This window comes from Stenotrophomonas sp. ZAC14A_NAIMI4_1, assembly GCF_003086915.1.
Classification (GTDB): Bacteria; Pseudomonadota; Gammaproteobacteria; order Xanthomonadales; family Xanthomonadaceae; genus Stenotrophomonas.
In genome coordinates this window covers 1757301-1781284 of the sequence record NZ_CP026002.1, presented here as the reverse complement: position 1 = coordinate 1781284, position 23984 = coordinate 1757301, and the positions used below count along the sequence as shown (strand labels likewise).

At 69.3% G+C, this 23984-nt stretch carries 23 protein-coding genes and 1 tRNA gene; 11 read left to right on the top strand and 13 right to left on the bottom strand.

Going from position 1 to position 23984, the window contains the following annotated elements; translation table 11 throughout:
* Window positions 1-127 precede the first annotated feature (127 nt).
* The 4 genes from C1926_RS08215 to C1926_RS08200 form a co-directional block, all read right to left on the bottom strand.
* A tRNA-Gln gene (locus tag C1926_RS08215) sits at window positions 128-204 on the bottom strand.
* Window positions 205-215: 11 nt separating this feature from the next.
* Window positions 216-1085: a 4-(cytidine 5'-diphospho)-2-C-methyl-D-erythritol kinase gene (ispE, locus tag C1926_RS08210; protein ID WP_108758851.1), complete on the bottom strand. Its 870-nt coding sequence runs from the start codon at window positions 1083-1085 to the stop codon at window positions 216-218.
* Window positions 1082-1738, bottom strand: a complete 657-nt coding sequence (gene lolB, locus C1926_RS08205; protein ID WP_079220737.1) for a lipoprotein insertase outer membrane protein LolB — start codon at window positions 1736-1738, stop codon at window positions 1082-1084. The genes ispE and lolB overlap by 4 nt, the downstream gene beginning before the upstream one ends.
* Entirely contained in the window at window positions 1735-3420 is a 1686-nt protein-coding gene (locus tag C1926_RS08200; RefSeq protein WP_174214086.1) for a tetratricopeptide repeat protein, read from the bottom strand. The genes lolB and C1926_RS08200 overlap by 4 nt, the downstream gene beginning before the upstream one ends.
* 63 nt (window positions 3421-3483) lie before the next feature.
* On the opposite strand from C1926_RS08200, the gene hemA reads away from it, so the two are divergent.
* The 4 genes from hemA (at window position 3484) to ppk2 (ending at window position 8489) form a co-directional block, all read left to right on the top strand.
* Window positions 3484-4767 (top strand): glutamyl-tRNA reductase, encoded by a 1284-nt coding sequence (gene hemA, locus C1926_RS08195; protein ID WP_108746014.1) that lies wholly within the window; start codon window positions 3484-3486, stop codon window positions 4765-4767.
* Window positions 4745-5827 (top strand): peptide chain release factor 1, encoded by a 1083-nt coding sequence (gene prfA, locus C1926_RS08190; protein WP_108758849.1) that lies wholly within the window; start codon window positions 4745-4747, stop codon window positions 5825-5827. Before hemA ends, prfA begins: the two co-directional genes overlap by 23 nt.
* 4 nt (window positions 5828-5831) lie before the next feature.
* Entirely contained in the window at window positions 5832-7535 is a 1704-nt protein-coding gene (locus tag C1926_RS08185) for a tetratricopeptide repeat protein (RefSeq protein ID WP_108758848.1), read from the top strand.
* A gap of 171 nt (window positions 7536-7706) precedes the next feature.
* Complete coding sequence (ppk2, locus tag C1926_RS08180; protein WP_108758847.1) at window positions 7707-8489, top strand: polyphosphate kinase 2; 783 nt, start codon at window positions 7707-7709, stop codon at window positions 8487-8489.
* 559 nt (window positions 8490-9048) lie between these two features.
* On the opposite strand, the gene C1926_RS08175 is transcribed toward ppk2, so the two are convergent.
* Window positions 9049-9630 (bottom strand): TlpA disulfide reductase family protein, encoded by a 582-nt coding sequence (locus C1926_RS08175; protein WP_108758846.1) that lies wholly within the window; start codon window positions 9628-9630, stop codon window positions 9049-9051.
* The gene (locus C1926_RS08170; protein WP_079220729.1) at window positions 9627-10901 is read right to left on the bottom strand and encodes a YihY family inner membrane protein; all 1275 of its coding nucleotides are present in this window, start codon (window positions 10899-10901) and stop codon (window positions 9627-9629) included. Before C1926_RS08170 ends, C1926_RS08175 begins: the two co-directional genes overlap by 4 nt.
* 77 nt (window positions 10902-10978) lie before the next feature.
* On the opposite strand from C1926_RS08170, the gene wrbA reads away from it, so the two are divergent.
* The 3 genes from wrbA to C1926_RS08155 all read left to right on the top strand — a co-directional run bounded on the left by wrbA (window position 10979) and on the right by C1926_RS08155 (window position 12469).
* Window positions 10979-11572 (top strand): NAD(P)H:quinone oxidoreductase, encoded by a 594-nt coding sequence (gene wrbA / locus C1926_RS08165; protein WP_079220728.1) that lies wholly within the window; start codon window positions 10979-10981, stop codon window positions 11570-11572.
* Complete coding sequence (locus C1926_RS08160; protein ID WP_079220727.1) at window positions 11569-11904, top strand: DUF2069 domain-containing protein; 336 nt, start codon at window positions 11569-11571, stop codon at window positions 11902-11904. The genes wrbA and C1926_RS08160 overlap by 4 nt, the downstream gene beginning before the upstream one ends.
* 79 nt (window positions 11905-11983) lie before the next feature.
* Entirely contained in the window at window positions 11984-12469 is a 486-nt protein-coding gene (locus C1926_RS08155; RefSeq protein ID WP_079220726.1) for an asparaginase domain-containing protein, read from the top strand.
* Window positions 12470-12585: 116 nt separating this feature from the next.
* On the opposite strand, the gene C1926_RS08150 is transcribed toward C1926_RS08155, so the two are convergent.
* The 3 genes from C1926_RS08150 to sufT form a co-directional block, all read right to left on the bottom strand.
* Window positions 12586-14334 carry a S8 family peptidase gene (locus tag C1926_RS08150; RefSeq protein ID WP_108746009.1) on the bottom strand — a complete coding sequence of 583 codons (1749 nt, stop codon included), beginning with the start codon at window positions 14332-14334 and terminating at the stop codon, window positions 12586-12588.
* A 451-nt stretch (window positions 14335-14785) separates the two neighbouring features.
* Window positions 14786-15880 carry a branched-chain amino acid aminotransferase gene (locus tag C1926_RS08145; protein ID WP_108758845.1) on the bottom strand — a complete coding sequence of 365 codons (1095 nt, stop codon included), beginning with the start codon at window positions 15878-15880 and terminating at the stop codon, window positions 14786-14788.
* A 59-nt stretch (window positions 15881-15939) separates the two neighbouring features.
* Window positions 15940-16491 carry a putative Fe-S cluster assembly protein SufT gene (sufT, locus tag C1926_RS08140; RefSeq protein ID WP_079220723.1) on the bottom strand — a complete coding sequence of 184 codons (552 nt, stop codon included), beginning with the start codon at window positions 16489-16491 and terminating at the stop codon, window positions 15940-15942.
* A 122-nt stretch (window positions 16492-16613) separates the two neighbouring features.
* Here sufT and C1926_RS08135 point away from each other — a divergent pair, with 122 nt between their 5' ends.
* On the top strand, window positions 16614-17033 hold the full coding sequence (locus C1926_RS08135; RefSeq protein ID WP_079220722.1) for a hypothetical protein: 420 nt from the start codon (window positions 16614-16616) through the stop codon (window positions 17031-17033).
* Between the two features lie 103 nt (window positions 17034-17136).
* Here the strand turns inward: C1926_RS08135 and C1926_RS08130 are convergent, their stop codons facing one another.
* Window positions 17137-18597 carry an NAD(P)(+) transhydrogenase (Re/Si-specific) subunit beta gene (locus C1926_RS08130; protein ID WP_108758844.1) on the bottom strand — a complete coding sequence of 487 codons (1461 nt, stop codon included), beginning with the start codon at window positions 18595-18597 and terminating at the stop codon, window positions 17137-17139.
* Window positions 18594-18914 carry an NAD(P) transhydrogenase subunit alpha gene (locus C1926_RS08125; RefSeq protein ID WP_005408173.1) on the bottom strand — a complete coding sequence of 107 codons (321 nt, stop codon included), beginning with the start codon at window positions 18912-18914 and terminating at the stop codon, window positions 18594-18596. Before C1926_RS08125 ends, C1926_RS08130 begins: the two co-directional genes overlap by 4 nt.
* A 98-nt stretch (window positions 18915-19012) precedes the next feature.
* Here C1926_RS08125 and C1926_RS08120 point away from each other — a divergent pair, with 98 nt between their 5' ends.
* The 3 genes from C1926_RS08120 to C1926_RS08110 are packed head-to-tail and all read left to right on the top strand — an operon-like array spanning window position 19013 to window position 20375.
* Complete coding sequence (locus C1926_RS08120) at window positions 19013-19597, top strand: RNA polymerase sigma factor (RefSeq protein WP_079220720.1); 585 nt, start codon at window positions 19013-19015, stop codon at window positions 19595-19597.
* Complete coding sequence (locus tag C1926_RS08115; protein ID WP_108758843.1) at window positions 19594-19920, top strand: hypothetical protein; 327 nt, start codon at window positions 19594-19596, stop codon at window positions 19918-19920. Before C1926_RS08120 ends, C1926_RS08115 begins: the two co-directional genes overlap by 4 nt.
* A gap of 5 nt (window positions 19921-19925) precedes the next feature.
* Entirely contained in the window at window positions 19926-20375 is a 450-nt protein-coding gene (locus C1926_RS08110) for a DUF3106 domain-containing protein (protein ID WP_108758842.1), read from the top strand.
* A 116-nt stretch (window positions 20376-20491) separates the two neighbouring features.
* Here the strand turns inward: C1926_RS08110 and C1926_RS08105 are convergent, their stop codons facing one another.
* Both C1926_RS08105 and C1926_RS08100 read right to left on the bottom strand, forming a co-directional pair.
* Window positions 20492-21571 carry an NAD(P) transhydrogenase subunit alpha gene (locus C1926_RS08105; protein ID WP_108758841.1) on the bottom strand — a complete coding sequence of 360 codons (1080 nt, stop codon included), beginning with the start codon at window positions 21569-21571 and terminating at the stop codon, window positions 20492-20494.
* A 52-nt stretch (window positions 21572-21623) separates the two neighbouring features.
* The gene (locus tag C1926_RS08100; RefSeq protein ID WP_108758840.1) at window positions 21624-23966 is read right to left on the bottom strand and encodes a DUF1631 domain-containing protein; all 2343 of its coding nucleotides are present in this window, start codon (window positions 23964-23966) and stop codon (window positions 21624-21626) included.
* Between the last annotated feature and the right edge of the window lie 18 nt (window positions 23967-23984).

The window sequence follows — 23984 nt, the reverse complement described above, 5'->3', positions numbered from 1 at the left end:
TCGGGCGGGGACGAGTGGCGGGGATCCGGTAGCGGCAAGGACCGCTGCGGCCCCTGCTGCTTACAACACCGCGACTGTTTCCACGTCCCGCGCAGTGATGCGCTGGATGGCGCGGACGCAGCCGCATTGGCAGGGGCGGGAGGATTCGAACCTCCGAATGCCAGGATCAAAACCTGGTGCCTTGGGCCTCTTGGCGACGCCCCTGCATTGATGAATCAGTGTTGCTCGAGTGCATCCAGCAGTGGCGAACGTGCAACGCCCGCGGCCACCCTTGCCCGCAACTCCTTCGGCAATTCCGCTCGCCCCTGCTCTGCGGCAGCCTGCGAATCGAACTCGACGAAACAACCACTTCCGGACCCGGTCAAACGTGCCTGGCCTATGCTGCTCAACGCGGCAAGCACCGCCTCTACGGCAGGCTCGCGACGGCGCAGCACCGGCTCGAACACGTTTCCGACCAGAGCGCCGGAAGCGAAGTCGCCTATTTTCGCCTTTGGGCAGTCGCGCGTCAAATCCGGGTCAGCGAACAGGGCCGGGGTCGGCACATGAACGCCCGGCTCGACGATGACGTACCAGGCCGGCGCCAGCGTGACCGGCTGCAGCCGCTCGCCCACGCCCTCGGCCCAGGCGTTGTGGCCGCGCACGAAGACCGGCACATCGGCGCCCAGGCGCAGGCCCAGCGCCGCCAGCGCGTCCTCGTCCAGGCCGGCCTGCCAGAGCCGGTTCAGGGCCACCAGCACGGTGGCAGCGTCGGACGAGCCGCCACCGAAGCCGCCGCCCGCCGGAACGCGTTTTTCAACGATGATGTCGGCACCTTGGCCGACATTGGTAACGCTTTTAAGAAGCGCAGCCGCACGCACGGCGAGGTCGTCGGCTTCGGCAACGCCGGCCAGGCCGTCGCCCTGCCGCCGCACCTGGCCATCGGCGCGCAGGCGCAGGCCGATCCGGTCGCCCCAGTCCAGCAGGCGGAACACGGTCTGCAGCTCGTGGTAGCCATCGGCGCGACGGCCGGTGATGTGCAGGAACAGGTTCAGCTTGGCCGGGGCCGGCCACCAGGACCAGCCATCGGCGTCAATCTGCGCGGTCATGGCGCGTCGGTGCCCCACTGGTCGACCAGCAGGCGCACCTTGGCGTCCTCGCGGCTGGCCTCGATCCGCCGCGGCAGCGCCGGGCTTCCTTCCTGGGCCGGGTACCAGTCCAGGTACTGGATCAGCCAGCCGGCCTGCTGCATGCGCCGCGGACGGCCCTCGGCATCCCGCTCCACGCTGCTTTCGCCGGACCCGCGCAGCACCAGGCCACGGGTCCAGTCGGACAGTTCATTGACCGGGATATCCCAGCCGGTGGCATCGAGCAGCAGCTGGCGCGCGTCATCGCCGGCGCGGGGGCCATCGCCCAGCCCGTCCAGGCGCGCCCCGCCCTGCACCGAATCACCCTGCAGGGTCCAGCTCTGCCGGGTGACCGGCGCACTCAGCTGGATGCGGTACTCGCTGCCCTGCTGGACCCAGTCGATGCGGCCGCTACCCCCGTTCTTCCCTTTGCTGACCGCGACGCGGCCCTGGAAGCTGTAATCGGGCTGGGCACGCAGGGCCTGCACGCGGGCTTCCTCGGCGCGCTCGGCAGCCGGCGACACGGTGTAGACCACGTCCGGGGCCGGCGTCTTCTGCGTGCCCACGCTGGTACAGGCGCTCACCGCCAGGGTCACGGCCACCAGCAGCAGCGGCCGGATCATGGAAACACTCATGGATTGAATTTCTCGCGGGCGCGCAGCAGCGCGCGGTTTTCAGGGTCGAGCTTGGCCGCCTCCTCGAAGAAGTGGCGGGCCTCGTCGTGCTTGCCGAGCACCCACAGCACCTCGCCCACGTGGGCGGCGATCTCCGGGTCGCGGGACAGGGTCCAGGCCCGGCGCAGCTGCACCAGGGCTTCCTCGTTGCGGCCCAGGCGATACAGCACCCAGCCGTAGCTGTCGACGATGGCCGGGTTGTCCGGCTCGGCCACCCGCGCGCGGTCGATCAGTTCCAGGGCTTCCTGGTAGCGCTTGGTGCGGTCGGCCAGGGTGTAGCCCAGGGCGTTCAGCGCCGGCACGTTCTCCGGGTCGGTCACCAGCACCTTGCGCAGGTCGGCCTCGGCGCGGGCGATGTCGTCCCGGCGTTCCCAGGCCAGTGCACGGGCGTACAGCAGGGCGTTCTCGTCCGGGTAGGCGGCCAGGCCCCGGGCCAGCGCGTCCAGTTCGCCGGGCAGGTCATTGGCACGCTGGCGCAGCTCGGCTTCCAGCAGGTAGGCGTCGCGGCGCACGTCGTCATCCACGCTGGCATCGGACTGGATGGCGTGCACCTCGTCCAGCGCCAGCGACTGGCGGCCGGCCAGGCCCTGCGCATTGGCCGCGCGCAGGCGCGCCTCGCTCAGTTCGTCGCCGCCGGGCACGCTGTGGTACCAGTTGACCGCCTCGGGGTAGCGCTTGAGGTACTCGGCGATCTTGCCCAGCAGCAGGCGCTGCGCCGGATCAGGCTTGGCGGCCTGGCGCGACAGCTCGTTGTAGAGGCCCGACAGCGCTGCCGTGTCACCCTGCTTGGCCAGCAGCGAGGCACGCATGCCCCAGGTCTGCACGTTCTGCGGGCCCACGGCCAGCACCCGCTCGGCGGCGGCCGGCTGGCCCAGGCTGTCATAGGCGATGGCCACGGCGTTGCGCAGCTCGGGGTCCTGCCGGGTCTTCGGCTCAACCCCCTGCAACAGGGCCAGCGCCTGCGCGGTCTGCCCAGCCTGCTGCAACTGGCTGGCGCGCAGCAGGGCCACCCGCGGCTCGTCCGGGAAGCGCTTGACCACTTCATCGATCATGCGCCGGGCCAGCTCGGGCTTTTCCATGCGCAGGGCCAGCCGGCCGAATTCCTGCCAGGCCTCGATCTTCGGCGGAATGGCGTTGGCATCGACCAGTTCGCCCAGCACCTGCGCCGGCACGGCAGGGTCGCGGCCACCGCCGATCAGGGCGGCCAGCGCGAACTTCCAGGCCGTTTCGTCGGGGTCGGCCAGCAGCGCCTGCAGTTCGGTACGCGCGGCCTTCACGTTGCCCTGGCGCATCGCCAGTGCACCGGCAGCGCTGCGCATGGACAGCGTGCTGGGGGCACGCTTCTCCCACAGGGCCAGGCCCTTGGCGGCGCTGGCGTCATCGTTGGCCAGCATGGAGATGCGGGTGGCCCGTTCGGCCAGCCCGGCATCGCCGGCGGTCTGCTCGGCCGCCTGCAGGTACCAGTGCGCGGCATCGGCCAGCTTGCCGGCCTGCAGGGCGAATTCACCGGCCATCACCGGTTCCAGGGCCAGTTCTTCGCTGGCCGGGACCCGCGCGGGGGCCTTGGCCGGCGCCGCCGCCAGCACCTGGCTGCAGGCCAGGGACAGCAGCAGAACACTGGGGATGCGAATCAATGCGGGCATCGTCGGCATCGGGGCCTTAAAATGTCGTCCAATGGCCAGCAGCTTATCGCAAGCAACTGAACAATGACCCTGTGGGTGCTCGGACTGAATCACCAGACCGCACCGGTGGAGCTGCGCGAACGCGCGGCCTTCGCCGGTGACGCGCTGCCGCGCGCGCTCGGTTCGCTGCGCGATACCCCGCAGATCGCCGAGGCGGTCCTGCTTTCCACCTGCAACCGCACCGAGCTGTACGCGGTGGCCGATTCGCCGCAGGCGCTGGACCAGTGGCTGCACAGCCAGGCCGGCGACCTGCAGGGCTACCTGTACAAGCATGCCGATGCCGATGCGGTGCGCCACCTGTTCCGGGTCGCCACCGGGCTCGATTCGATGGTGCTGGGCGAGCCGCAGATCCTGGGCCAGGTGAAGGACGCCTGGTCCACCGCGCGCGATCATGGCCTGCTCGGCCAGCGCCTGGACCGGCTGTTCCAGCAGACCTTCTCGGTGGCCAAGCGCGCACGCACCGATACCCAGGTGGGCGCCAACCCGGTGTCGGTGGCCTCTGCGGCCGTGCGCCTGGCGCAGAACGCGTTCGCCCGCCTGGATGATTCGACGGTGCTGCTGGTCGGCGCCGGCGAGACCATCGAGCTGGCTGCACGGCACCTGAGCGAAGGCAAGGTGCGCCGCCTGCTGATCGCCAACCGCACCCTGGCCCATGCGCAGGAACTGGCCACCCGCCATGGCGGCGTCGCCCTGCCGCTGACCGAACTGGAACGCCACCTGGCCGAAGCCGACGTGGTGTTCTCGGCCACTGCCGCACGCGAACCGGTCATCCACCGCGAGATGGTGGCCAAGGCCCTGCGCGCGCGCCGGCACAAGCCGATGCTGCTGTTCGACCTGGCCGTGCCGCGCGACATCGAGGCCGAGGTCGGCACGCTCAACGATGCGTTCCTGTACACCGTGGACGACCTTGAGCGCGCAGTGGAAGACAACCGCCGCGGCCGCCGCGAAGCTGCCGCCGAGGCCGAAGCGATCATCGACCTGCAGGTGTCGCGCTTCGTCGAAACCCTGCAGGCCAGCGCCCACCAGGCCCCGCTGCGGCAGCTGCGCGCCTTCGGCGAGGCCACCCGCGCCGAACTGCTGGAACGTGCGCGGCAGCAGCTGGCCAATGGCAAGCCAGCCGACGAAGTGCTGGAACTGCTGGCCCATGGCCTGACCAACCGCCTGCTGCACCCGCCGACCGCCGCCCTGCGCGCGGCCGCGCTCAGTGGCGATGCCGACCTGACCCGCGCCGCCGAGCGCCTGTTCCCGGCCACGCCGGGCTACCGCCACCCACCCGTGAGACCCGATGACGCCGACCCTGCGCCGTAAGCTGGAAGCGCTGGCCGAGCGCCGCGAAGAACTGGAACGCCTGCTCGCCGAACCTGACGTGGTCGCCGACAACACCCGTTTCCGCGATCTTTCGCGCGAATTCGCCCAACTTGAACCGGTCGCCACCGCACTGGCCGACGAAGCCCGCGCCAAGGCCGACCTGGCCGCCGCCGAAGGCATGCGTGCCGACCCCGACCTGCGCGAGCTGGCCGACGAGGAAATCGCCGCTGCCCAGGCCCGGCTGCAGGAACTGGAAGAGGAGCTGGCCCTGCTGCTGGTGCCGCGCGACCCGCGCGACGAGGGCAACCTGTTCCTGGAAGTGCGCGCCGGCACCGGCGGCGACGAAGCCGCGATCTTCGCCGGCGACCTGTTCCGCATGTACGCCCGCTATGCCGAGCGCCAGGGCTGGAAGGTGGAGATCGAATCGGACAACCCCGGCGAACATGGCGGCTACAAGGAAGTGGTGGCACGCGTGGTCGGCCGCGGCGCGTTCTCGCGCCTGAAGTTCGAATCGGGCACGCACCGCGTGCAGCGCGTGCCGGCCACCGAATCGCAGGGCCGCATCCACACCTCGGCCGCTACCGTGGCGATCATTCCCGAGGCCGACGAGGTGGATGACATCGTCATCAATCCGGCCGACCTGCGTGTGGATACGTTCCGTTCGTCCGGCGCCGGCGGCCAGCACGTCAACAAGACCGAATCGGCCATCCGCATCACCCACGTGCCGACCGGCGTGGTGGTGGAATGCCAGACCGAGCGCAGCCAGCACGCCAACCGCGACAAGGCGATGAAGCGCCTGAAGGCGCAGCTGCTGGATGCCGAGCGCCAGCGCCAGGACGCGGCGCAGGCCGAATCGCGGCGCCTGCAGGTGGGCAGCGGCGACCGCAGCCAGCGCATCCGCACCTACAACTTCCCGCAGGGACGGATCACCGACCACCGCGTGGAAGGCCTGACCCTGTACGACCTTCCCAACATCCTGTCCGGCGATCTCGACGCCCTGCTGCAGCGCCTGAGCCACGAGCACCAGGTGGATGCGCTGGCGCAGCTGTCGGCGGGCTGAGCCGATGTCGGCCTGGCAGCAACGGCAGCAACTGCAGGAGGCGCTGGCACGCCAGCCCGGTGACTTCATCGCCTGGGTGATGCTGGCCGACCTGGAACTGGAAGCCGGCGACATCGGCGCCGGCGAACGCGCCGCGCGCCGCGCCCTGCAGCTGCGGCCGAACCATCCCGAGGCACTGGCCCGGCTGGGCCGGGTGGCCTGGATGGCCGGTGCCCACGCCGACGCGGCGACGCTGCTCGGCCAGGCCTCCGCGCTGGCACCGGAGCATCCGGGCATCGCCCTGTGGCTGGGCCATGCACTGGAAGATGCCGACGACGCCGAGGGCGCAGCGGCCGCCTACCGCCGCGCGCACGCGCTGCTGCCGGGCGAGCCGTACATCGCCGCGCAGCGCCTCGCCTGGCAGCGCCGCCTGTGTGACTGGCAGGACGTGGACGCGCTGGCCGCACAGGTACGCGCCGCGGTTGCCAGCGGCCAGGGCGTGGTCGAGCCCTTCGCTTTCCTCAGCGAGGATGCCAGCGCCGCCGAGCAGCTGGCCTGCGCGCGTGCGCGTGCCGCAGCGGTGGCCGCCGCCGTGCGCCCGCTGCCGGCCGTGCCCGTGCGTGCGCGGGGTCCGCTGCGCATCGGCTTCCTCTCCAATGGATTCGGCGCGCACCCCACCGGCCTGCTGACCGTGGCACTGCTGGAACACCTGCAGGCGGACCCGGCGCTGCAGCTGCACCTGTTCGCGCTGAACCGCAATGACGGCAGCCGCATCCGCCAGCGGCTGCAGTCCGCGGCGCGGCTGCACGAGGTGGCCGGCCAGCGCCATGCCGAGACCGCTGCGCAGATCCGTGCGCAGGGCATCGACGTCCTGTTCGACCTGCGTGGCTGGGGCGGTGGCGGCACGCCGGAAGTGCTGGCCATGCGCCCTGCCCCGCTGCAGTTGAACTGGCTGGCCTACCCCGGCACGTCCGGCGCGCCGTGGCTGGATGCGGTGGTCGGCGATGCCTTTGCCCTGCCGCCGGCGCTGGAACCGCACTACAGCGAGCGCGTGCTGCGCCTGCCGCGCGCGTTCCAGCCGTCGGACAACACCCGCGTGCCGCAGCCGGCGCCGACCCGGGCCGAGTGCGGCCTGCCCGAGCAGGGCGTGGTGTTCTGCTGCTTCAACAACAGCTACAAGTTGAACCCGCGCAGCGCCGGTCGTGCCTTCGCGGTGCTGCATGCGGTGCCCGGGAGCGTGCTGTGGCTGCTGTCCGGCCCGGGCCAGGCCGATGCGCGCCTGCGTGCGGCCGCGCAGGCCGCCGGCGTGGATCCGGCACGGCTGGTGTTCATGGCGAAGCTGCCCCACCCGCAGTACCTGGCCCGCTACGCGCTGGCCGACCTGTTCCTGGACACGCATCCGTACAACGCCCACACCACCGCGTCGGATGCGCTGTGGGCCGGCTGCCCGGTACTGACCTGCCCCGGCGACACCTTCGCCGCACGCGTGGCCGGCAGCCTCAACCATCATCTCGGCCTGGCGCACATGAACGTGGCCGATGATGCCGCCTTCATCGCCACCGCCAGCGCGCTGGGCAACGACCCGGCCGCGTTGACCGCGCTGCGCGCCGAGCTGGCGCAGGCACGCGGGCGCAGCGGCGTGTTCGACATGGACGGCTTCGCCGCGGACCTGTCGGCGCTGCTGCAGGCGTTGGCGCGCGAGCACGGCTGGGTAGACGCGGCCGGGTAGAGTCGACCGTTGGTCGACTGCTCCGGGCGGGCCGCGAAAACCCACGCTGCGCGCGATGGTCGACCAACGGTCGACCCTACCCCTGTCGCGTCCATTGCCGTTCTCCGGGCATCGACACCGCCTCGGCAACCACTGCGCTACGCTCGGGCTTCCTTCCAGCGTGGTGCAACGATGGGCAAGCTCAAGCGCAAGGAGTACGACGAACTGCTGCAGCCGCTGCAGCTGGAACTGACCGCGATGGCGCGCTGGGTGCAGCACAGCGGGCAACGCCTGCTGGTGCTGTTCGAGGGCCGCGATACCGCCGGCAAAGGCGGCGCGATCCAGGCGATCAGCCAACACCTCAACCCGCGCCAATGCCGGGTGGTGGCGCTGCCGAAGCCGACCGACCGCGAATCGACGCAGTGGTATTTCCAGCGCTACGCCAGCCACCTGCCGGCGGCGGGCGAGATCGTGCTGATGGACCGCAGCTGGTACAACCGCGCTGGCGTGGAACGGGTGATGGGCTACTGCAGCGAGGCCGAGTACCAGCAGTTCCTGCACCAGGCGCCGGTGTTCGAGCAGTTGCTGGTGGACGACGGCATCCTGCTGTTCAAGTACTGGCTGTGCGTGGACCAGGCGCAGCAGGAAAAGCGTTTCGCAGAACGCCACTGCGATCCGCTGAAGGGCTGGAAACTGTCGCCGGTGGACCTGAAATCACGCAGCAAGTACAGCGCCTACACCGAAGCCCGCGAGGCGATGCTGCGGGCAACGCATCGCGACGCGGCGCCATGGACGCTGGTGGATTTCAACGACCAGCGGCTGGGGCGGTTGTCGCTGGTGCGCAACCTGTTGGACCGGTTGCCGGATACGCGGGTGGATGAGCCGGTGCTGGATCTGCCGAAGTTGAAAGGCAAGCTGCATGTGGAGCACTACGACGTGCTGCGGCCGATCGAGGATTTCCCGGTCAAGGATTAAGGGTGGTTCGGCAGGGCTGCGCCCTGCACCTGCAGAAGCATTCAAGCCAAAGCTGAAGCAAGAACAAGAGCTGCATTCCGTGGGATGGCGGGGCGGTGTGGGTGGTCAGGACACGCCGTAAACCCGTCCATGGGGGCTCGATGGCGCCATCCATGGCGCCAACGGTCCTGCCCACCCACACCGCCCCACCTCTGACAGATCCCTGCGATCTGTTGGTGGGTGCCGACCGTTGGTCGGCACATCTGTCAGATAACGAATTCCAGATTGGGGGTCAGAGCCCGTTGCGCAGCAACGGGATCCGACCCCGTGCCGACCAACGGTCGGCACCCACCAAAGCAGAACGCCGTTCCGACAGCTCGCGGAGAACTGTCGAAGGCGGGGTGGGTCCGGTTGAGGGGGTGTGAGCGGCATGGATGCCGCGACCAAGCCCCCATGGATGGGTTTACGGCGTCCCCCTCAACCGGACCCACCCCGCCATCCCACGGAATGCAGGCCTTTGACGTTGACGTTGACGTTGATTCTGCAGGTGCAGGGCTGCAAGCCCTGCAAACAAAAAAACCTACTTCGCAGCAGCGATCTGCTGTTCGATGTCAGCAGCGGTCACCGGCCCCAGGAACGTGTGCGCGACCTTGCCCTTCGGGTCGATCAGGTGGGTCAACGGCAGGCCGCGCGGGATCGCGAAGTCGGCCGGCGGGTCGAACGGGTCGACCACCACGATCGGATAGGTCACCGGATGCTTGGCCAGGAACGCCTGCATCTCCGGCGTCTCGATGTCCTCGTAGGCCAGGCCCACCACCTCGACGTTGCTGCGCATCGCGTGCAACGCCGACAGCTCCGGCATCTCCTTGCGGCACGGTGCACACCACGTCGCCCAGAAATTCACCACCACCCACTTGCCCCGGTGCGCGGCCAGGTCGTACTCGCTGCCGTCGATGGCCTTCATCTTCAACGCCGGGAACTCGGCCGTGGTGCGTTCGGCCGGGTTCTCATCGCTGCCTTCCGCAGCCGCCGGGGGCGCGGGCGCCGGCGCCTGGGCCGGCGGCGTGCTGCTGGCCGGGGTCGGTTCCTGCGCGGGCTTGCAGGCAGCCAGGGCCAGCAGCAGGGCAAGCGGCAGGGCCTTCAACAAGGGCGTGCGGATCATGGTGTGTCTCCGGAATCAGGGTAGATGTCGCTGACACGGCGCTTGAGGCGCTCGCGCAGCGGCAGGCGAAGTTCGTCCAGGGCGGCCAGCGCAGCCTGGCCCAGGCTGTCATCGCGGTACGGCAGGTGCTGCTCGGACACCGGGATGCGCAGCTGGGTGCATTCATAGAGGTCGGCCAGGCTGACCTGGTCCAGGTCGCGCGCCAGCAACCACTCGCCACGCTCGTCGCGGCGCAGCAGGCCGATGTCCTGCAGGTTGCAGGCCAGGTCCTGCAGCAGCGAATCGGTCAACATCGGCTCCAGCCGCAGGATCTCATCGTCGGCCAGGCCGCGCCCCTTGCCGCGCGCGTAGTGGAAGCGCCCGAGCAGGCGCAGCAGGCCGTAGAACTCGAAGCCCTGCGGCAGGCGCAGCTCCACCGGCTGGTAGCGGAAGGCGGCCATCGACGAGGCCAGCGACGCGCCCAGCAGCACCGCCACCCAGCACAGGTAGATCCACAGCAGCAGGATCGGCACGAAGGCAACCGTGCCGTAGAGCTTCTGGTAGGACTGGAAGCTGCCCAGGTAGGCACCGATGCCCCACTTGATCAGCTCCAGCAACACCGCCGCCAGCACCGCGCCGGGAATCGCATGCCGCCACTTCACCGTGTGGTGCGGTACCACGCGGAACATCAGCATGATGCAGACGAACTCGATCAGCACCGGCGCCAGCCGCAGCGACAGGTCGGCCAGCCAGCGCCCTTCCTGGGTGCCGAACAGCGGCATCGCGAACACCCGCGCCGACACTGCCAGCGAAGCGGCCGCGAGCATGGCGCCCAGGGTCAGCACGGTCCAGTAGACCAGGAAGCGGGTCAGCTTGGGCCGCGTGCTGCCCACCCGCCAGATCTGGTTGAAGGTTTCCTCGACGCTGTTGAGGGTGATCAGCAGCGAAACCACCAGGGCGATGAAGCCGGCGGCGGTGAGCTGGCCGGCACTGGCCGAGAACTGCCGCAGGTAGCCCTCCGCCGCGCGCGCGGCGCTGGGCACGAAGTTGGAGAACACGTAGTCGCTGAGCTGGTCGCTCCAGCGGTCGAACACCGGGAATGCCGACAGCACCCCGAAGACCACGATCGCCAGCGGCACCAGCGCGAACACGGTGGTGTACGCCAGCGCCGCGGCCGCCTGGAACAGGCGGTCGTCGAGGAAGCGGCGCCAGAGGAAGCGACCGAAGCTGGCGGCCCGTGCGCGATCCCGCGCGCGCTCCATCCACAGGTTGAGCGTATCCAGAGGTTCCATCGGCGAAAGGGTACCCGATGCGGAATCGATGCAGGATAGCCATACTGGCATCCACACGATGAGGAGACCTGGGCGCGATGGGCGAGATTCTGGTGCTTTACTACAGCCGGGGCGGTTCGGTGGCACGGCTGGCGCGCCAGATCGCGCGGGGCATCGGCGAAGTGCCGGGCATGACCGCGCGCCTGCGCACGGTGCCGCCGGTGGCCGCAGTGACCCAGACCGCGCAGCCGCCGGTACCCGATGACGGCGCGCCCTACGTGAGCGTGCAGGACCTGGCCGACTGCCAGGGCGTGCTGCTCGGCAGCCCGACGCGCTTCGGCAACATGGCCGCACCGGTCAAGCATTTCCTCGATGGCCTGGGCGCGGAGTGGGTCAACGGCACCCTGGCCGGCAAGCCTGCCGGTGTGTTCACCTCCACCGCCTCGATGCACGGCGGCCAGGAATCGACCCTGCTGTCGATGCAGGTGCCGCTGCTGCACCACGGCTGCCTGATCGTCGGCATTCCCTTCACCGAACCGGCGCTGAGCCATACCACCAGTGGCGGTACGCCTTATGGCGCCAGCCATGTGGCCGGTGCAGCGGACGACCCGCAGCCGACCGACGACGAGGCCGTCCTGGCCCGCGCGCTGGGCCGCCGGGTGGCCGACATCGCACAGCGGCTGGCCCGATGAATACCGCGCCGCGCACGGTCCTGCTGCTGGCCCTGCTGGGCCTGGCGGCGCTGTACGTGGGCTGGTTCATCAATGACAAGCACTGGCTGGCCACCCAGCTGGTGTTTACCGCACCGCCACTGGCGCTGGCCATCGCCCTGCGCCTGGGCTGGCGCAAGGCCGGTTTCTGGGCCTCGGTGCTGGCCCTGGGCTGGTTCAGCCATGGCGTGATGAGTGCCTGGAGCCACCCGGAGACCCGCTGGCTGGCGCTGATCGAGACGGCCCTGGCCCTGCTGGTCATCTTCGCCGCCAGCCTGCCGGGGTTGCGCGCCCGCTTCAGCAAGCGACGCTGACGCTGCGGCCGCCGGGCCTTATCATCTGTGTTCCCGGCCCCGCGCCGCTGTACCTGTCCTGGTTTCGCGCATGCACATGATGGAAGAGCTCCTGGTCGTCACCACCGGTGGCACGATCGACAAGATCTACTTCGACGACAAGTCGGACTACCAGATCGGTGATCCGCAGATCGGCATGATCCTGCGGGAGCTCGGGGTGACCTTCCGCTTCAACGTGATTCCGATCCTGCGCAAGGATTCGCTGCACATCAACGACGACGACCGCGAGCTGATCCGCGCGACCATCGCCGCGCAGGCGACCCGGCACGTGCTGGTCACCCATGGCACTGATTCGATGGTGCAGACCGGCCAGGTGCTGGCGACGATTCCGGACAAGACCATCGTGATGACCGGTGCGCTGAGCCCGGCACGCTTCCGTGGCTCGGATGCGGAGTTCAACATCGGCTGCGCGATCGGTGCGGTGCAGTCGCTGCCGACCGGCGTGTACATCGCGATGAACGGCCGCATCTTCGATCCGCAGCATGTGCGGAAGAACGTGGCGGCGAACCGGTTCGAGTCGGTCTGACGAACCTGTAGTGCCGAGCCCATGCTCGGCAGCTCCCTGACAGCCGAGCGTGGGTTCGGCCCCAAAAAAAACACCCCGGCCGAAGCCGGGGCGTGCCCTTGGAGAGGGACTTGGGCTCAGTACTGGGCGTTGAGGCTGACGCCCGAGAAGGTGCTGTAACCCTTCACCCGGACATGCCAGGTGCCGGCGGCGGGGCTGTTGATGGTGCAGGTTTCGTTGTTGCCGCTCAGGTACGGGCGGCAGGTGTAGGTCGTGTCGGTCGGGGCGCTGCCCTGGCGCACGTACAGGTCGGCATCACCGCTGCCGCCGCTGATCGCCACGCGCAGCTGCGAGCGGCCGGCCGGCACCTGCACCGTGTAGCTGAGCGAAGCACCGCTGGAGGCCCCCAGGCCGGTCACCGGCACGTTGTTCTGCAGCACGCTGCCGCCCGGGTTCGGGTTGCCGCCGCCGGTACCGTTGATGGCCGCGGTGACCGCTGCATCGGCATCGATGATGCCTGCGCCGCAGCCGCCCGAGCAGGCGCCCGGCAAGGGACGTGCGGTGCTCTTGATGATGCTTTCCACCTGCGCCGGGCTCAGCGGCGAGGGTGCCACCGACTGCATCAGCGCGACCACGCCGGCCACGTGCGGCGCCGCCATCGAGGTGCCGTTGTAGGAGGCGTAGGTTGCGCTGGCCGGTACCGTGGTGCCGGTGTTGAGGGTGGAGAGGATGTTCGCGCCCGGTGCGGAGATGTCGATGCCGGTGCCGTAGTTGGAGAAGCTGGCCTTGGCGCCGGTCGAGGTGGTCGCAGCGACAGCCACGACGTTGGCGCAGTTGGCCGGTACCGAGGTGGAGACGTTGGCCGACTCGTTGCCGGCGGCCACCACCACGGTGGTGCCACGGCCGACCGCGCCGTTGATGGCGTTCTGGTAGGTGGTCGAGCAGCTGCCGCCGCCACCCAGCGACATGTTGATGACCTCCGCCGGGTTGGCGTTGGCCGGCACGCCGCTGACCGTGCCACCGGAGGCCCAGGTGATGGCGTCGACGATGTCCGAGGTGTAGCCGCCGCACTTGCCGAGCACGCGCACCGGCACGACCTTGGCGTTGTAGGCGGTACCGGCCACGCCGGTGCTGTTGTTGGTCACCGCGGCGATGGTGCCGGCCACATGGGTGCCGTGCCAGCTGGAGCTGGAGGCCGGATAGCCGGCGCCGCACTCGTTGGCGGCGTACCAGTCACCCTCGTCGTTCGGGTTGTTGTCGCGGCCGCCACCATCGCGCGCCATCGCGGCATCGCTGATGAAGTCGTAGCCGGGCAGGATGTTGGCGTTCAGATCCGGGTGGCTGGTGATGCCGGTATCGATGACGGCCACGACCACGCCGGTGCCGGTGGCCTTGTCCCAGGCCGGGCGCACGTTGATCGAGGCGTTGGACGTGCCGAAGCCCCACTGCTCGCTCAGGCGGGCATCGTTCGGGGTCAGCGTGGCACGCATGATCTGGTCGACTTCCACGTACTCGACGTTCGGGTCGGCGGCGAGCTTGCGCATCAGCAGCTCGGATTCGGCCTGGTCCAGCGCGCGGTCGGAGCGCACCACGCTCGGACCGGTGGCCAGGCGGCGGATCTGCTGCAGGCCGAGGGCGCGCCCCTGGGCGCTGGGCAGGCCGGCGGCGGCCGTCTTCAGCGAGGAGGCCAGTGCGGTGGTGTTGGCCACCAGCTGGCTGCCGTCCTTGTACTTGACGATGAATTGCTGGTGCACCGGCGCGGACTTCAACCCGCTGAGCTGGACATCGCCAGCGAAGGCCGGGGCGGCCAGCAGCAGGGAGGTGACGACGGACGCACTGAGAACCACCCACGACCTGCGCAGACGCAGTTGCGAAACCTGGGACATCGGAATTTCCCTTTCTAGTGGTGTGAATGCCGGAATCGGCAGAAGCACCGGCCCGAGCGCGCGATGGAGGTGTGCACGCATGGCTCGAAGTCCGGTCAGTCAGCGGATTCCCCTGCGACCCGCCGTGCTGTTGACGCTAATGGCCCGAAACGGACTCCACAAGATTTTCAGCGTCTTTTCAGGAACATGAAATGTCTGATCTGAGACGTGATGGGTGTAGGGTTTGTGAAGGTGAAGGAACTTTCACCCGCCCTATACGGACATGAACGGGACTTTGGCTGTCCCGCCATGTCTTTGCCGACATCGGCAGGCTGGCTGCCGGGGATGGTTCCTGAAACGCAGAAAGCCCGTCGCGGGGACGGGCTTTCCGGTAAAGCAGTCGAGCATGGCTCGACGCTACAGGGAGCGTAGCCGAGCGTGGGTTCGGCTCTACAGACCTAGTGCGGGCGGATCAGCCCAGCTTGACCAGCCAGTTGTGGCGGTCCGGCTGGCGGCCGTACTGGATGTCGGTCAGTTCCTTGCGCAGCGACATGGTCACTTCGCCGGCCGGAGCGTTGATGTCGCCCACCGAGAAGCCCTCGCCCTTGAGCTGGCCGATCGGGGTAACCACCGCGGCGGTACCGCAGGCGAACACTTCAGCGATGTCGCCCGAGGCCACGCCGTTCTTCCACTCGTCGATGGTGATCTTGCGCTCTTCGACCTTCATGCCGCGGTCGCGGGCCAGCTGCAGGATGCTCTCGCGGGTGATGCCCTCGAGGATGCTGCCGGACAGTTCCGGGGTGACCAGGGTGCCGTCCTTGTAGACCAGGAAGACGTTCATGCCGCCCAGTTCTTCCAGGTACTTGCCTTCGACCGGATCGAGGAACAGCACCTGCGAGCAGCCCTGTGCCTGTGCCTTCTGCTGCGGCAGCAGCGAGGCGGCGTAGTTGCCACCGCACTTGGCCGCGCCGGTGCCGCCCTTGGCCGCACGCGCGTATTCGGTGGACAGCCAGATCGACACCGGGGCGACGCCCTTGGCGAAGTACGGGCCGGCCGGGCTGGCGATGACGTAGTAGCCGGCCTTGTGCGCACCGCGCACGCCGAGGAAGGCTTCGTCGCCGATCATGAACGGACGGAAGTACAGGCTGGATTCGTCGGCCGACGGCACCCAGGCGCTGTCCAGCGCGATGAGCTGCTTCAGCGATTCGACGAAGATCTCCACCGGCAGTTCCGGCAGCGCCAGGCGCTGCGCCGAACGCTGCAGGCGGCGGCCATTGGCATCGGGGCGGAAGGTCCAGATCGAACCGTCGGCGTGGCGGTAGGCCTTGATGCCTTCGAAGATTTCCTGGCCGTAATGCAGGACGGCGGCGGCCGGGTCCAGCTGCAGCGGACCGTAGGCACGCACGTTGGCGTTGTGCCAGCCGGTGTCCTTGTCCCAGCGCACTTCCACCATGTGATCGGTGAAGTGCAGGCCGAAGCCCGGCTTCTCCAGGATCTGGGCGCGCTCTTCAGCGCTGCGCGGGTGGTCCGAACGGGTGACGGCGAAGCTGGGAATGGACTGGGACACCGGAGGATTCCTGTTCTGGTTGCGGGTAGTGCCGGGCCCGCCGGACAGCGGGCCGTGGGTCAAAGCATGCCGGTTTCGAGCCGGGCGGCCTCGGACATCATGTGCTGGTTCCACGGCGGGTCGAACACCAGGTCGACGTCGGCCTGGGCCACGGTGGGGATCATCTCGAGCTTGCTGCGCACGTCGTCGACGAGGATGTCGCCCATGCCGCAGCCGGGTGCGGTCAGGGTCATCTTCACATCGATCTCGCGCTGGCCTTCGTCCAGGTGCTTGATCTCGACTTCGTAGACCAGGCCCAGTTCGACGATGTTGACCGGAATTTCCGGGTCGAAGCAGGTGCGCAGCTGCTGCCATACCAGCTGTTCCACCTGTTCATCGGTGGCATCGGCGGGCAGCTCCAGCGGGGCCGGCGCCTCCTTGCCGATGGCGTCGCCGTCCTTGCCGGCGATGCGGAACAGGTTGCCTTCGACGAACACCGAATAGCTGCCGCCCAGTGCCTGGGTGATATAGCCATAGCTGCCGGCGGGCAGGGTCACGGTGTCGCCCTGCGGGACCATCACGGCCTCGCAATCGCGTTCGAAGTGGACAGGTTCGCTGCTACGGGAATACATGGGGACCGATATGGGGCCGCGGCCGAAGCCACGCAAGACGGCATTCTAGCCCAGCCGCCCTGCCCCCGCCGGTGCACTGCGGCAAACCACAGTATCCTGTGGGTGTCCTTCAGGGAGCTTCGATGTCCTCCAATGCCGCGCGTGCCAGGACCGTCACCTGGCTTTGGCCCTTCATGTTGCTGCTGGGCCTGGTTGTCGCCCCGATGGTCTGGGTGCTGGTGGCCCTGATGACCGGCCGCCAGGTCGGCTGGATGGCGGTGGTGACCGCCCTGGAACTCACGTTCATGCTGCGCCTGGGCACGCTGGGCCCGGGCCGGCTGCGCGTCGCGCTGGTGGTGCTGGGCACGGCGCTGGTGAGCGCGGTGGCCTACTGGTGCATCGCCAGCGTCTGGATGGGTGGCTCGATGGGGCTGAACCCGATGGATGCCGTGTTGCGGATGGGCCCGCACCTGGCCTGGACCCTGACCAGCCTGGCCAACGGCGCCATGGAATGGATCTGGCTGGCGGTGGGCGTGGTCGTCGGCGCCTGGCTGGCGCGCTGATCACCTACATGGGTCGGATCCCTTTCCGCAGGAAAGGGCTCTGACCCCACATCCCGAACGGGGTGCAGAGCCCTTTCCTGCGGAAAGGGATCCGACCCCCGCCTCAATGCCCGCCGTCGAGCGCCTTCAGTTCGCTCACCAGCGAGGCCGCGGCTTCGGCACCATCGCCGTACAGCATGCGCGTGTTGTCTGCGTAGAACAGCGCATTCTCGATGCCGGCAAAGCCGGTGCCCTTGCCGCGCTTGATCACCACCACGTTGCGGGCGTTGACCACGTCCAGCACCGGCATGCCGTAGATCGGGCTGGCCGGATCGGTGCGCGCCACCGGGTTGACCACATCATTGGCGCCGATCACCAGCACCACGTCGGTGTTGGCGAACTCGGGGTTGATGTCGTCCATGTCGGCGATCAGGTCGTAGGGCACGCCGGCTTCGGCCAGCAGCACGTTCATGTGCCCGGGCATGCGCCCGGCCACCGGGTGGATGGCGAACTTCACCTTCACCCCGCGCTGGCCCAGCCGCTGCGCCAGTTCCCAGATCTTGTGCTGTGCCTGGGCGACGGCCATGCCGTAGCCGGGCACGATCACCACGCGCTCGGCGAAGGCCATCATCGCCGCCACGTCGGCTGCTTCGATCGGCTTCTGCGAACCGGTGATCGCCTGCGCTTCACCGCCGGCGCCGCCGCCGAAGTTGGAGAACAGCACGTTGCTGATCGGCCGGTTCATCGCCTTGGCCATCAGCCGGGTCAGCAGGATGCCGGCCGCGCCGACCATCATGCCGGCGATGATCAGTGCCTCGTTGCCCAGCACGTAGCCTTCGAAGGACACCGCCAGGCCGGTGAACGCGTTGTACAGCGAGATCACCACCGGCATGTCGGCACCGCCGATGGGCAGGGTCATCAGCACGCCCAGGGCCAGCGCCAGCACGAAGAAGGCGACGATGGACCAGGTGCTGAGCGTGCTGGCGGCGATGATCGCCAGGACCACCACGGCCAGCCCCACCAGCAGGTTCAGCGCCTGCTGGCCGGGCCAGGTCACGCGCTTGTCCAGGCGCCCGTCCAGCTTGGCCCAGGCGATGACCGAGCCGGACAGCGACACCGCACCGATGGCCGCGCCGACCACCGCCAGCAGCAGCACGGTGGCCGAAGGCTGGCGCGCGGCCAGGTCGGCCAGCGCCTGCGCACTCCAGTGGCTGGTATCGCGGTTGGCCAGGAAGGCATAACGCAGCAGCTCCACTGCGCCGATGGCCGCAGCCGAGCCACCGCCCATGCCGTTGTAGAGGGCCACCATCTGCGGCATGTCGGTGATGGCGACCTTGCCGGCCGACCACCAGGCCAGGCCGGCACCGAGCAGCAGCGCCACCAGGATCAGCGGCACGTTGTGCAGTTCGGGCAGGAAGAAGGTGGCCACCGTGGCCAGCAGCATGCCCAGCCCGGCCCAGCGGATGCCGCTGCGCGCGGTCAGCGGCGAGGCCATGCGCTGCAGGCCAAGCAGGAACAGGGTGGCGGCCACCAGGTAGCTGGCCTTGACCAGCCAATCGAGCAGTTCGACGGTGCTGATGTTCAAGCCTGCGGCTCCTTCGGTTCGTCCTTGCCGCCCTTGGGCGCGCTCGGCTTGAACATTTCCAGCATGCGCGCGGTGACCACGTAGCCACCGGCGGCGTTGCCGGCACCCAGCACCACGGCCAGGAACCCCAGCGCCTTCTCCAGCGGTGTCTGTGCGTGGCCCAGCACCACCATGGCGCCGATCAGCACGATGCCGTGGATGAAGTTGGAACCCGACATCAGCGGGGTATGCAGGATGACCGGCACCCGCGAAATGATCACGTGACCGGCGATTGCGGCCAGCATGAAGATGTACAGCGCCACGAACCCGTCACTCATCGGCAACGCCTCCCGCTCTGTCTTCGTCGCCCCATCATAACCACGGGCTGAACCCCGCGCGCACTCCGGTCAACCAAAGCCGCGCTCACGCGTTGTCGATGGTGACCCCGAGCGAGGAACCGTACCCTGTGCTGGTGAGCAGCCCCCTCCCCCAGACCGCCGATGCCGATGCCCTGCCGGCGTCGCTGGAAGCGTTCCTGGCCAGCGTCGGCCCGCGCGCCTTCCGTTTTGCCGAGGCCGGCCTGCGCCAGCGCGAGGATGCCCTGGACGCGGTGCAGGACGCCCTGCTGCGCATGCTGGACTACGCCGACAAGCCGGCCGCCGAATGGGCGCCGCTGTTCTGGAGCATCCTGCGCCGGCGGGTGATCGACCTGCAGCGCCGGCGCCGCTTCCGCCTGCCGTTCTGGCGCGACAACCACGATGCCGACGGCGCCGACATCGATTGGGCCGACCCCGGCCCGGACCCGGCGCAGGCACACGAGCAGCACCAGCAGTACCAGCAACTGGTGCAGGCGCTGCGCACGCTGCCCGCCCGCCAGCGCGAAGCCTTCACCCTGCGCGTGCTGCAGGACCTGGACGGGGCCACCACCGCCCGCGCCATGGGCTGCAGCGAAGGCGCGGTAAAGACCCATCTGGCACGCGCCCGACAGGCGCTGCAGGATTACCTGGAGAACCATCCGTGAACCGCTCCCTGCCTTCCGATGACGCCCTGCGCAGCCTGCATGCGCAGTCGCTGCAGTCGCTGTCGCCGGCCACCCTGGCGCGGCTGCGCCAGGCCCGCCATGGCGCCCATGCGGCGCACCGGGGCCGCTGGCGCTGGTGGCTGGCCAGCGCGTGTTCGCTGGTGATGGCGCTGGGCATCGGCGTGCAGTTCACCGGCCCGGGCACGCACACAGGCCCGGCACCGGCACCGACGCTTGCCGCGGTGGAAGACAACAGCGCGCTGTACGACGAGAATCCCGACATGTACCTGTGGCTGGGCGACACCGACCTGGCGATGGAGTGAGAACCATGCTGCGACGCCCCACCCTGCCCCTGCTGTTCGCCCTGGTCCTGCTGCCGGCTGCGCCGCTGCTGGCACAGACCACTGCGCCCGCCGCCGCACCGGGCCCCGTGCTGCCCAACTGGGAACAGTTGAGCCCGGCCCAGCGCGAGGCGCTGCTGGCGCCACTGCGCGACCGCTGGAACGGCGCCGATGCCGGACAACGCCAGCGCATGCTGTCGCACGGCCAGCGCTGGCAGTCGATGAGCCCGGAAGAACGCGACAAGGCCCGCCGTGGCCTGCGCCGTTTCGAGCACATGAGCCCGGAACAGCGCGAGCAGGCGCGCGCGCTGTTCGGCCAGATGCGCACGCTGAGCCCGGCCCAGCGCGATGCACTGCGCGAGCGCTGGTCGCAGATGACGCCGGAAGAACGCAAGGACTGGGTGCGCGAGAATCCGCCGCCGGCAAAGCCGCGGTAAACCTTCCCGATATCGGGGTCAGAGCCCTTTGCTGGCGCAAAGGGATCCGCCCCCTGGCTGCCGGGATCGGGGTCAGATCCCTTTGCCGCAGCAAAGGGCTCTGACCCCCACGCGGTTCACGCCTGCCAGCGGGTCTTTGCCAGCAGTTCGTCTTCCCAATCAAACCCGAGCTGGCCACCCTGCACGAACAGGGTGACGAAGTTGAGCAGGTTGCGCGCGTACATCTCGCTGGCCTGGGTGGCACCGCGGCTGGCCAGATTCAAAGGGCCATCAATGGCCACGCCCTGGTGTTCGATGCACTGGCCCGGCTGGGTCAGGGCGCAGTTGCCGCCGCTCTCGGCGGCCAGGTCGACGATCACACTGCCCACCGCCATGCCCTCGACCATTGCCGCGGTGACGATGGTGGGCGCCGGCCGGCCCGGCACCGCCGCGGTGCAGATCACCACGTCCACGCTGCGCAGGTGGTCGGCCAGGCGGCGCTGCTGCTCGGCGCGTTCCTCGTCGGTCAATGCACGCGCATAGCCGCCCTCGCCCGCCGCGCTGACCCCCAGGTCGAGGAAGCGCGCGCCCAGCGACTGGATCTGTTCGCGGGTTTCAGGCCGCACGTCGAAGCCTTCCACCTGCGCGCCCAGGCGGCGCACGGTGGCGATGGCCTGCAGGCCGGCCACGCCGGCGCCGATCACCAGCACCTTGGCCGGGCGCACGGTACCGGCCGCCGTCGTCAGCATCGGGAAGAAGCGCGGCGCACGCTCGGCGGCGATCAGCGCGGCCTTGTAGCCGGCCATGCCGGCCTGCGAACTGAGCACGTCCATGGCCTGCGCACGCGTGGTACGCGGCAGCTGCTGCAACGGGAACAACAGCAGGCGGTCATCGCCGGCCAGCGCCGCCAGCGACGGGTCGCTGGCCGGAGTGAGCAGGCCGACCACGCTGGCACCGGGCTTGAGCTGGGCCAGCACCGCAGCCGGTGGCGCCTGCACGCACAGCAGGATGTCGATCTCGTTCCAGCGCCCGGCGTCGAAGGCACGCGCGCCCGCATCGTCGTAGGCGGCATCGGGGAAGCCTGCGGCCCGTCCGGCGCCGGCTTCGTACCAGACGGTGATGCCCAAGGCCCCGAGCTTGCGCGCCGTTTCCGGCGTCAGTGCCACGCGCCGTTCGCCCGGCGCGGTCTCCTTCATCCCCAGCAACGCCACGGCCATGCAGGTCCCCGCTGATCGGTGAGTTTTCCCGATCCTAGCAGGCAGCCACCCCTCAGTGCAGGGTGGCGTTACCCGGGTCCAGGCGGTCGATCACGCCCTGCATGGCGCTGTCGAAGGCGCCATCGTCGACGTGGGCGCGCAGGCGGCCCAGCCGCACCATCACCGCCAGTTCTTCCGGCGACGCCACGCAGAAGCGCACGCCACGACGGTTGACGAACAGCAGACGCGAGGAGATCGGGCTGATCCAGGACAGCTTGCCGGCCTGGACCTTGCCGTCCTTGTCGACGAAGTCCAGCCAGTTGCCGATTTCCATGCGGCGGAAACGGTCGGCGTCGGCATTGTCGAAATCATCGGTCTCGACCTGCCCGGCCAGTTCCACCGCGCTGGCTTCGGGCACCGGTGCGGTCGGCAGCGCGACCTGCGGCAGTTCCGGCAGCGCGCGCTGCAGTTCCGGGCGCGATTCGGCGATGCCCTGCAGGGTGCCGTGCAGCGCATCGATGGCGGCCGAGGCCGCATCACCGTGCACGCCGACACTGGCAAACACCTTGGCCAGCACCGGCTGCCAGGCCTGCAGCCACGGCTTGCCGACGATGTGCCGGCGCGCCTCGGCCACTTCCTCCAGCAGGCCGTCGCCCAGGCTCAGCGCCTCGGCCACGGATGCCCCGTCCTCGCCCTCGCGCAGCAGCGCCAGGGTCAGGTGGTGCTGCCACGGCTGCCGCAGGAACTCGGCGATGGCCGGCGGCAGGGTGGCATCGCCGATGCGGCGGTCCAGTTCGGCGCCGGCACGGTTGCGGGCCATTTCCAGTTTTTCCTGGCCGCGCTGCGTTTCGGCGGCGCGGCGCTCGGCGATTTCCACGCGGCGGCGATGCTGCAGCAGGAAATCGCGGAATTCTTCTTCCAGGGTCAGGAAGATCGCCAGGTTCTCGTTGAACTCGGCGACCAGGCGCTCGATGATCTCCTCGACCTTGGCCATCAGCATGCGCTCGGCCTGGCTTTCGCCGGTATTGCCTTCGCAGGCCTCGGCCAACGAATTGAGCAGCTTGCGGGCCGGATGGGTCTTCTGCACGAACATGCGGCGGTCGAGCATGGCGACCTTGACGAAGGGCACCACCAGGCGGCCGATCAGCTCGCGCGAGCGGCCTTCCAGTTCGCGTTCGTCCAGCATCACGTCGAACAGCATGCCGACCAGGTCGATCGCATCCTCGTCCTGCGGGTCCAGCCGGGTCTGGCCGGGGTCCACGCCGAGGCGGGTGGCGTTGGACAGCACTTCGCTCTTCAGCCGCTGCGCCAGCGATTCACCGTCCTCGCCGATGGCCGCGCGCAGGGTCGCGCTGGGCGTGGCCTGCAGCAGCGACAGCACCGACATCATCTCGCGCTGGCTGAGCGGGCGGTGCTGGCCCACGGCCACCTGCGCGGCCGACGTCGCATCCTCGCGGACATGCCGGGTCTGCTGCAGCAGTTCGTGCAGTGCTTCCAGCAGCATGCCCTGCTGGCCGGAATAGGCTTCGCCGGAACCGCCGGGCGCACCGCCAGGCATTCCGTCTTCGCCGGCCAGGTGCTGCTGCATGTGGCCACGGCGCTCGGACCAGCGCGCGGCGAACCGCTGCGCCCAGGCCGGTGCGGCCTGCTCCTCATCGCTGAAATCGGTGTCGAAGCCCGGCGCCTGGCGCTGTTCGACCAGATCGTCCATCCCGTGCGGGGCCTGCTGCGCCGGGGCCGCCGACAGCGGCCGCCGCGGGGCGCCCATCTGCGGCATCACACCGGCTGCGGCCAACTGCTCGTCCAGCTTCTCGTAGATGCGACCCACCGGCGCGCGCATGTCGCGCTCGCACAGCTTGATCAGCACCAGGTGTACTTCCGGCGCCAGCTCGCACCCGGCGAACGCCTGGTGGATGGCCACGCCCAGATGCTCGGGGCTGACCGGATCGAGATCGGCGTCCAGCTCGATGCCGCCGGCCAGCCAGCCCAGGCGGCGCTCCAGGCGGGCCAGCACCGGCTTGAAATCGCGCAGCAGCACGGTGGCGAAGTTGCGCACCGCCAGCCGCGACTCCAGCACATGTTCAGGAATCAGGCTCAGGCTTTCCTCGGCCGGGCCGGACAGGGTGGCTTCGGCGGACAGCGGATCGCCGGCGGCCAACGCGGCCCAGGCCTGGTCCAGGTGGGCGGCAAAGGCCGCCGTGATCTCGTCCCGGCGCCGACGCAGTTCACGCATGGCGTCCAGGAACAGCAACTGCGACGCGCCGGCATTGCCGGCACGGTCGAACAGGGCGTCGTCAAACCGCGCCAGCGCCGCGCCGAAGGCCTGGCACAGTGCGGGCAGGACAGCGTCCCGCGCAAGCTGGAGCTGGGCCGGGTCACGACCCGGCGATCCCATCCGAGTGGGCGCGCTCATCATTCGGGAAGGCTCCCCACC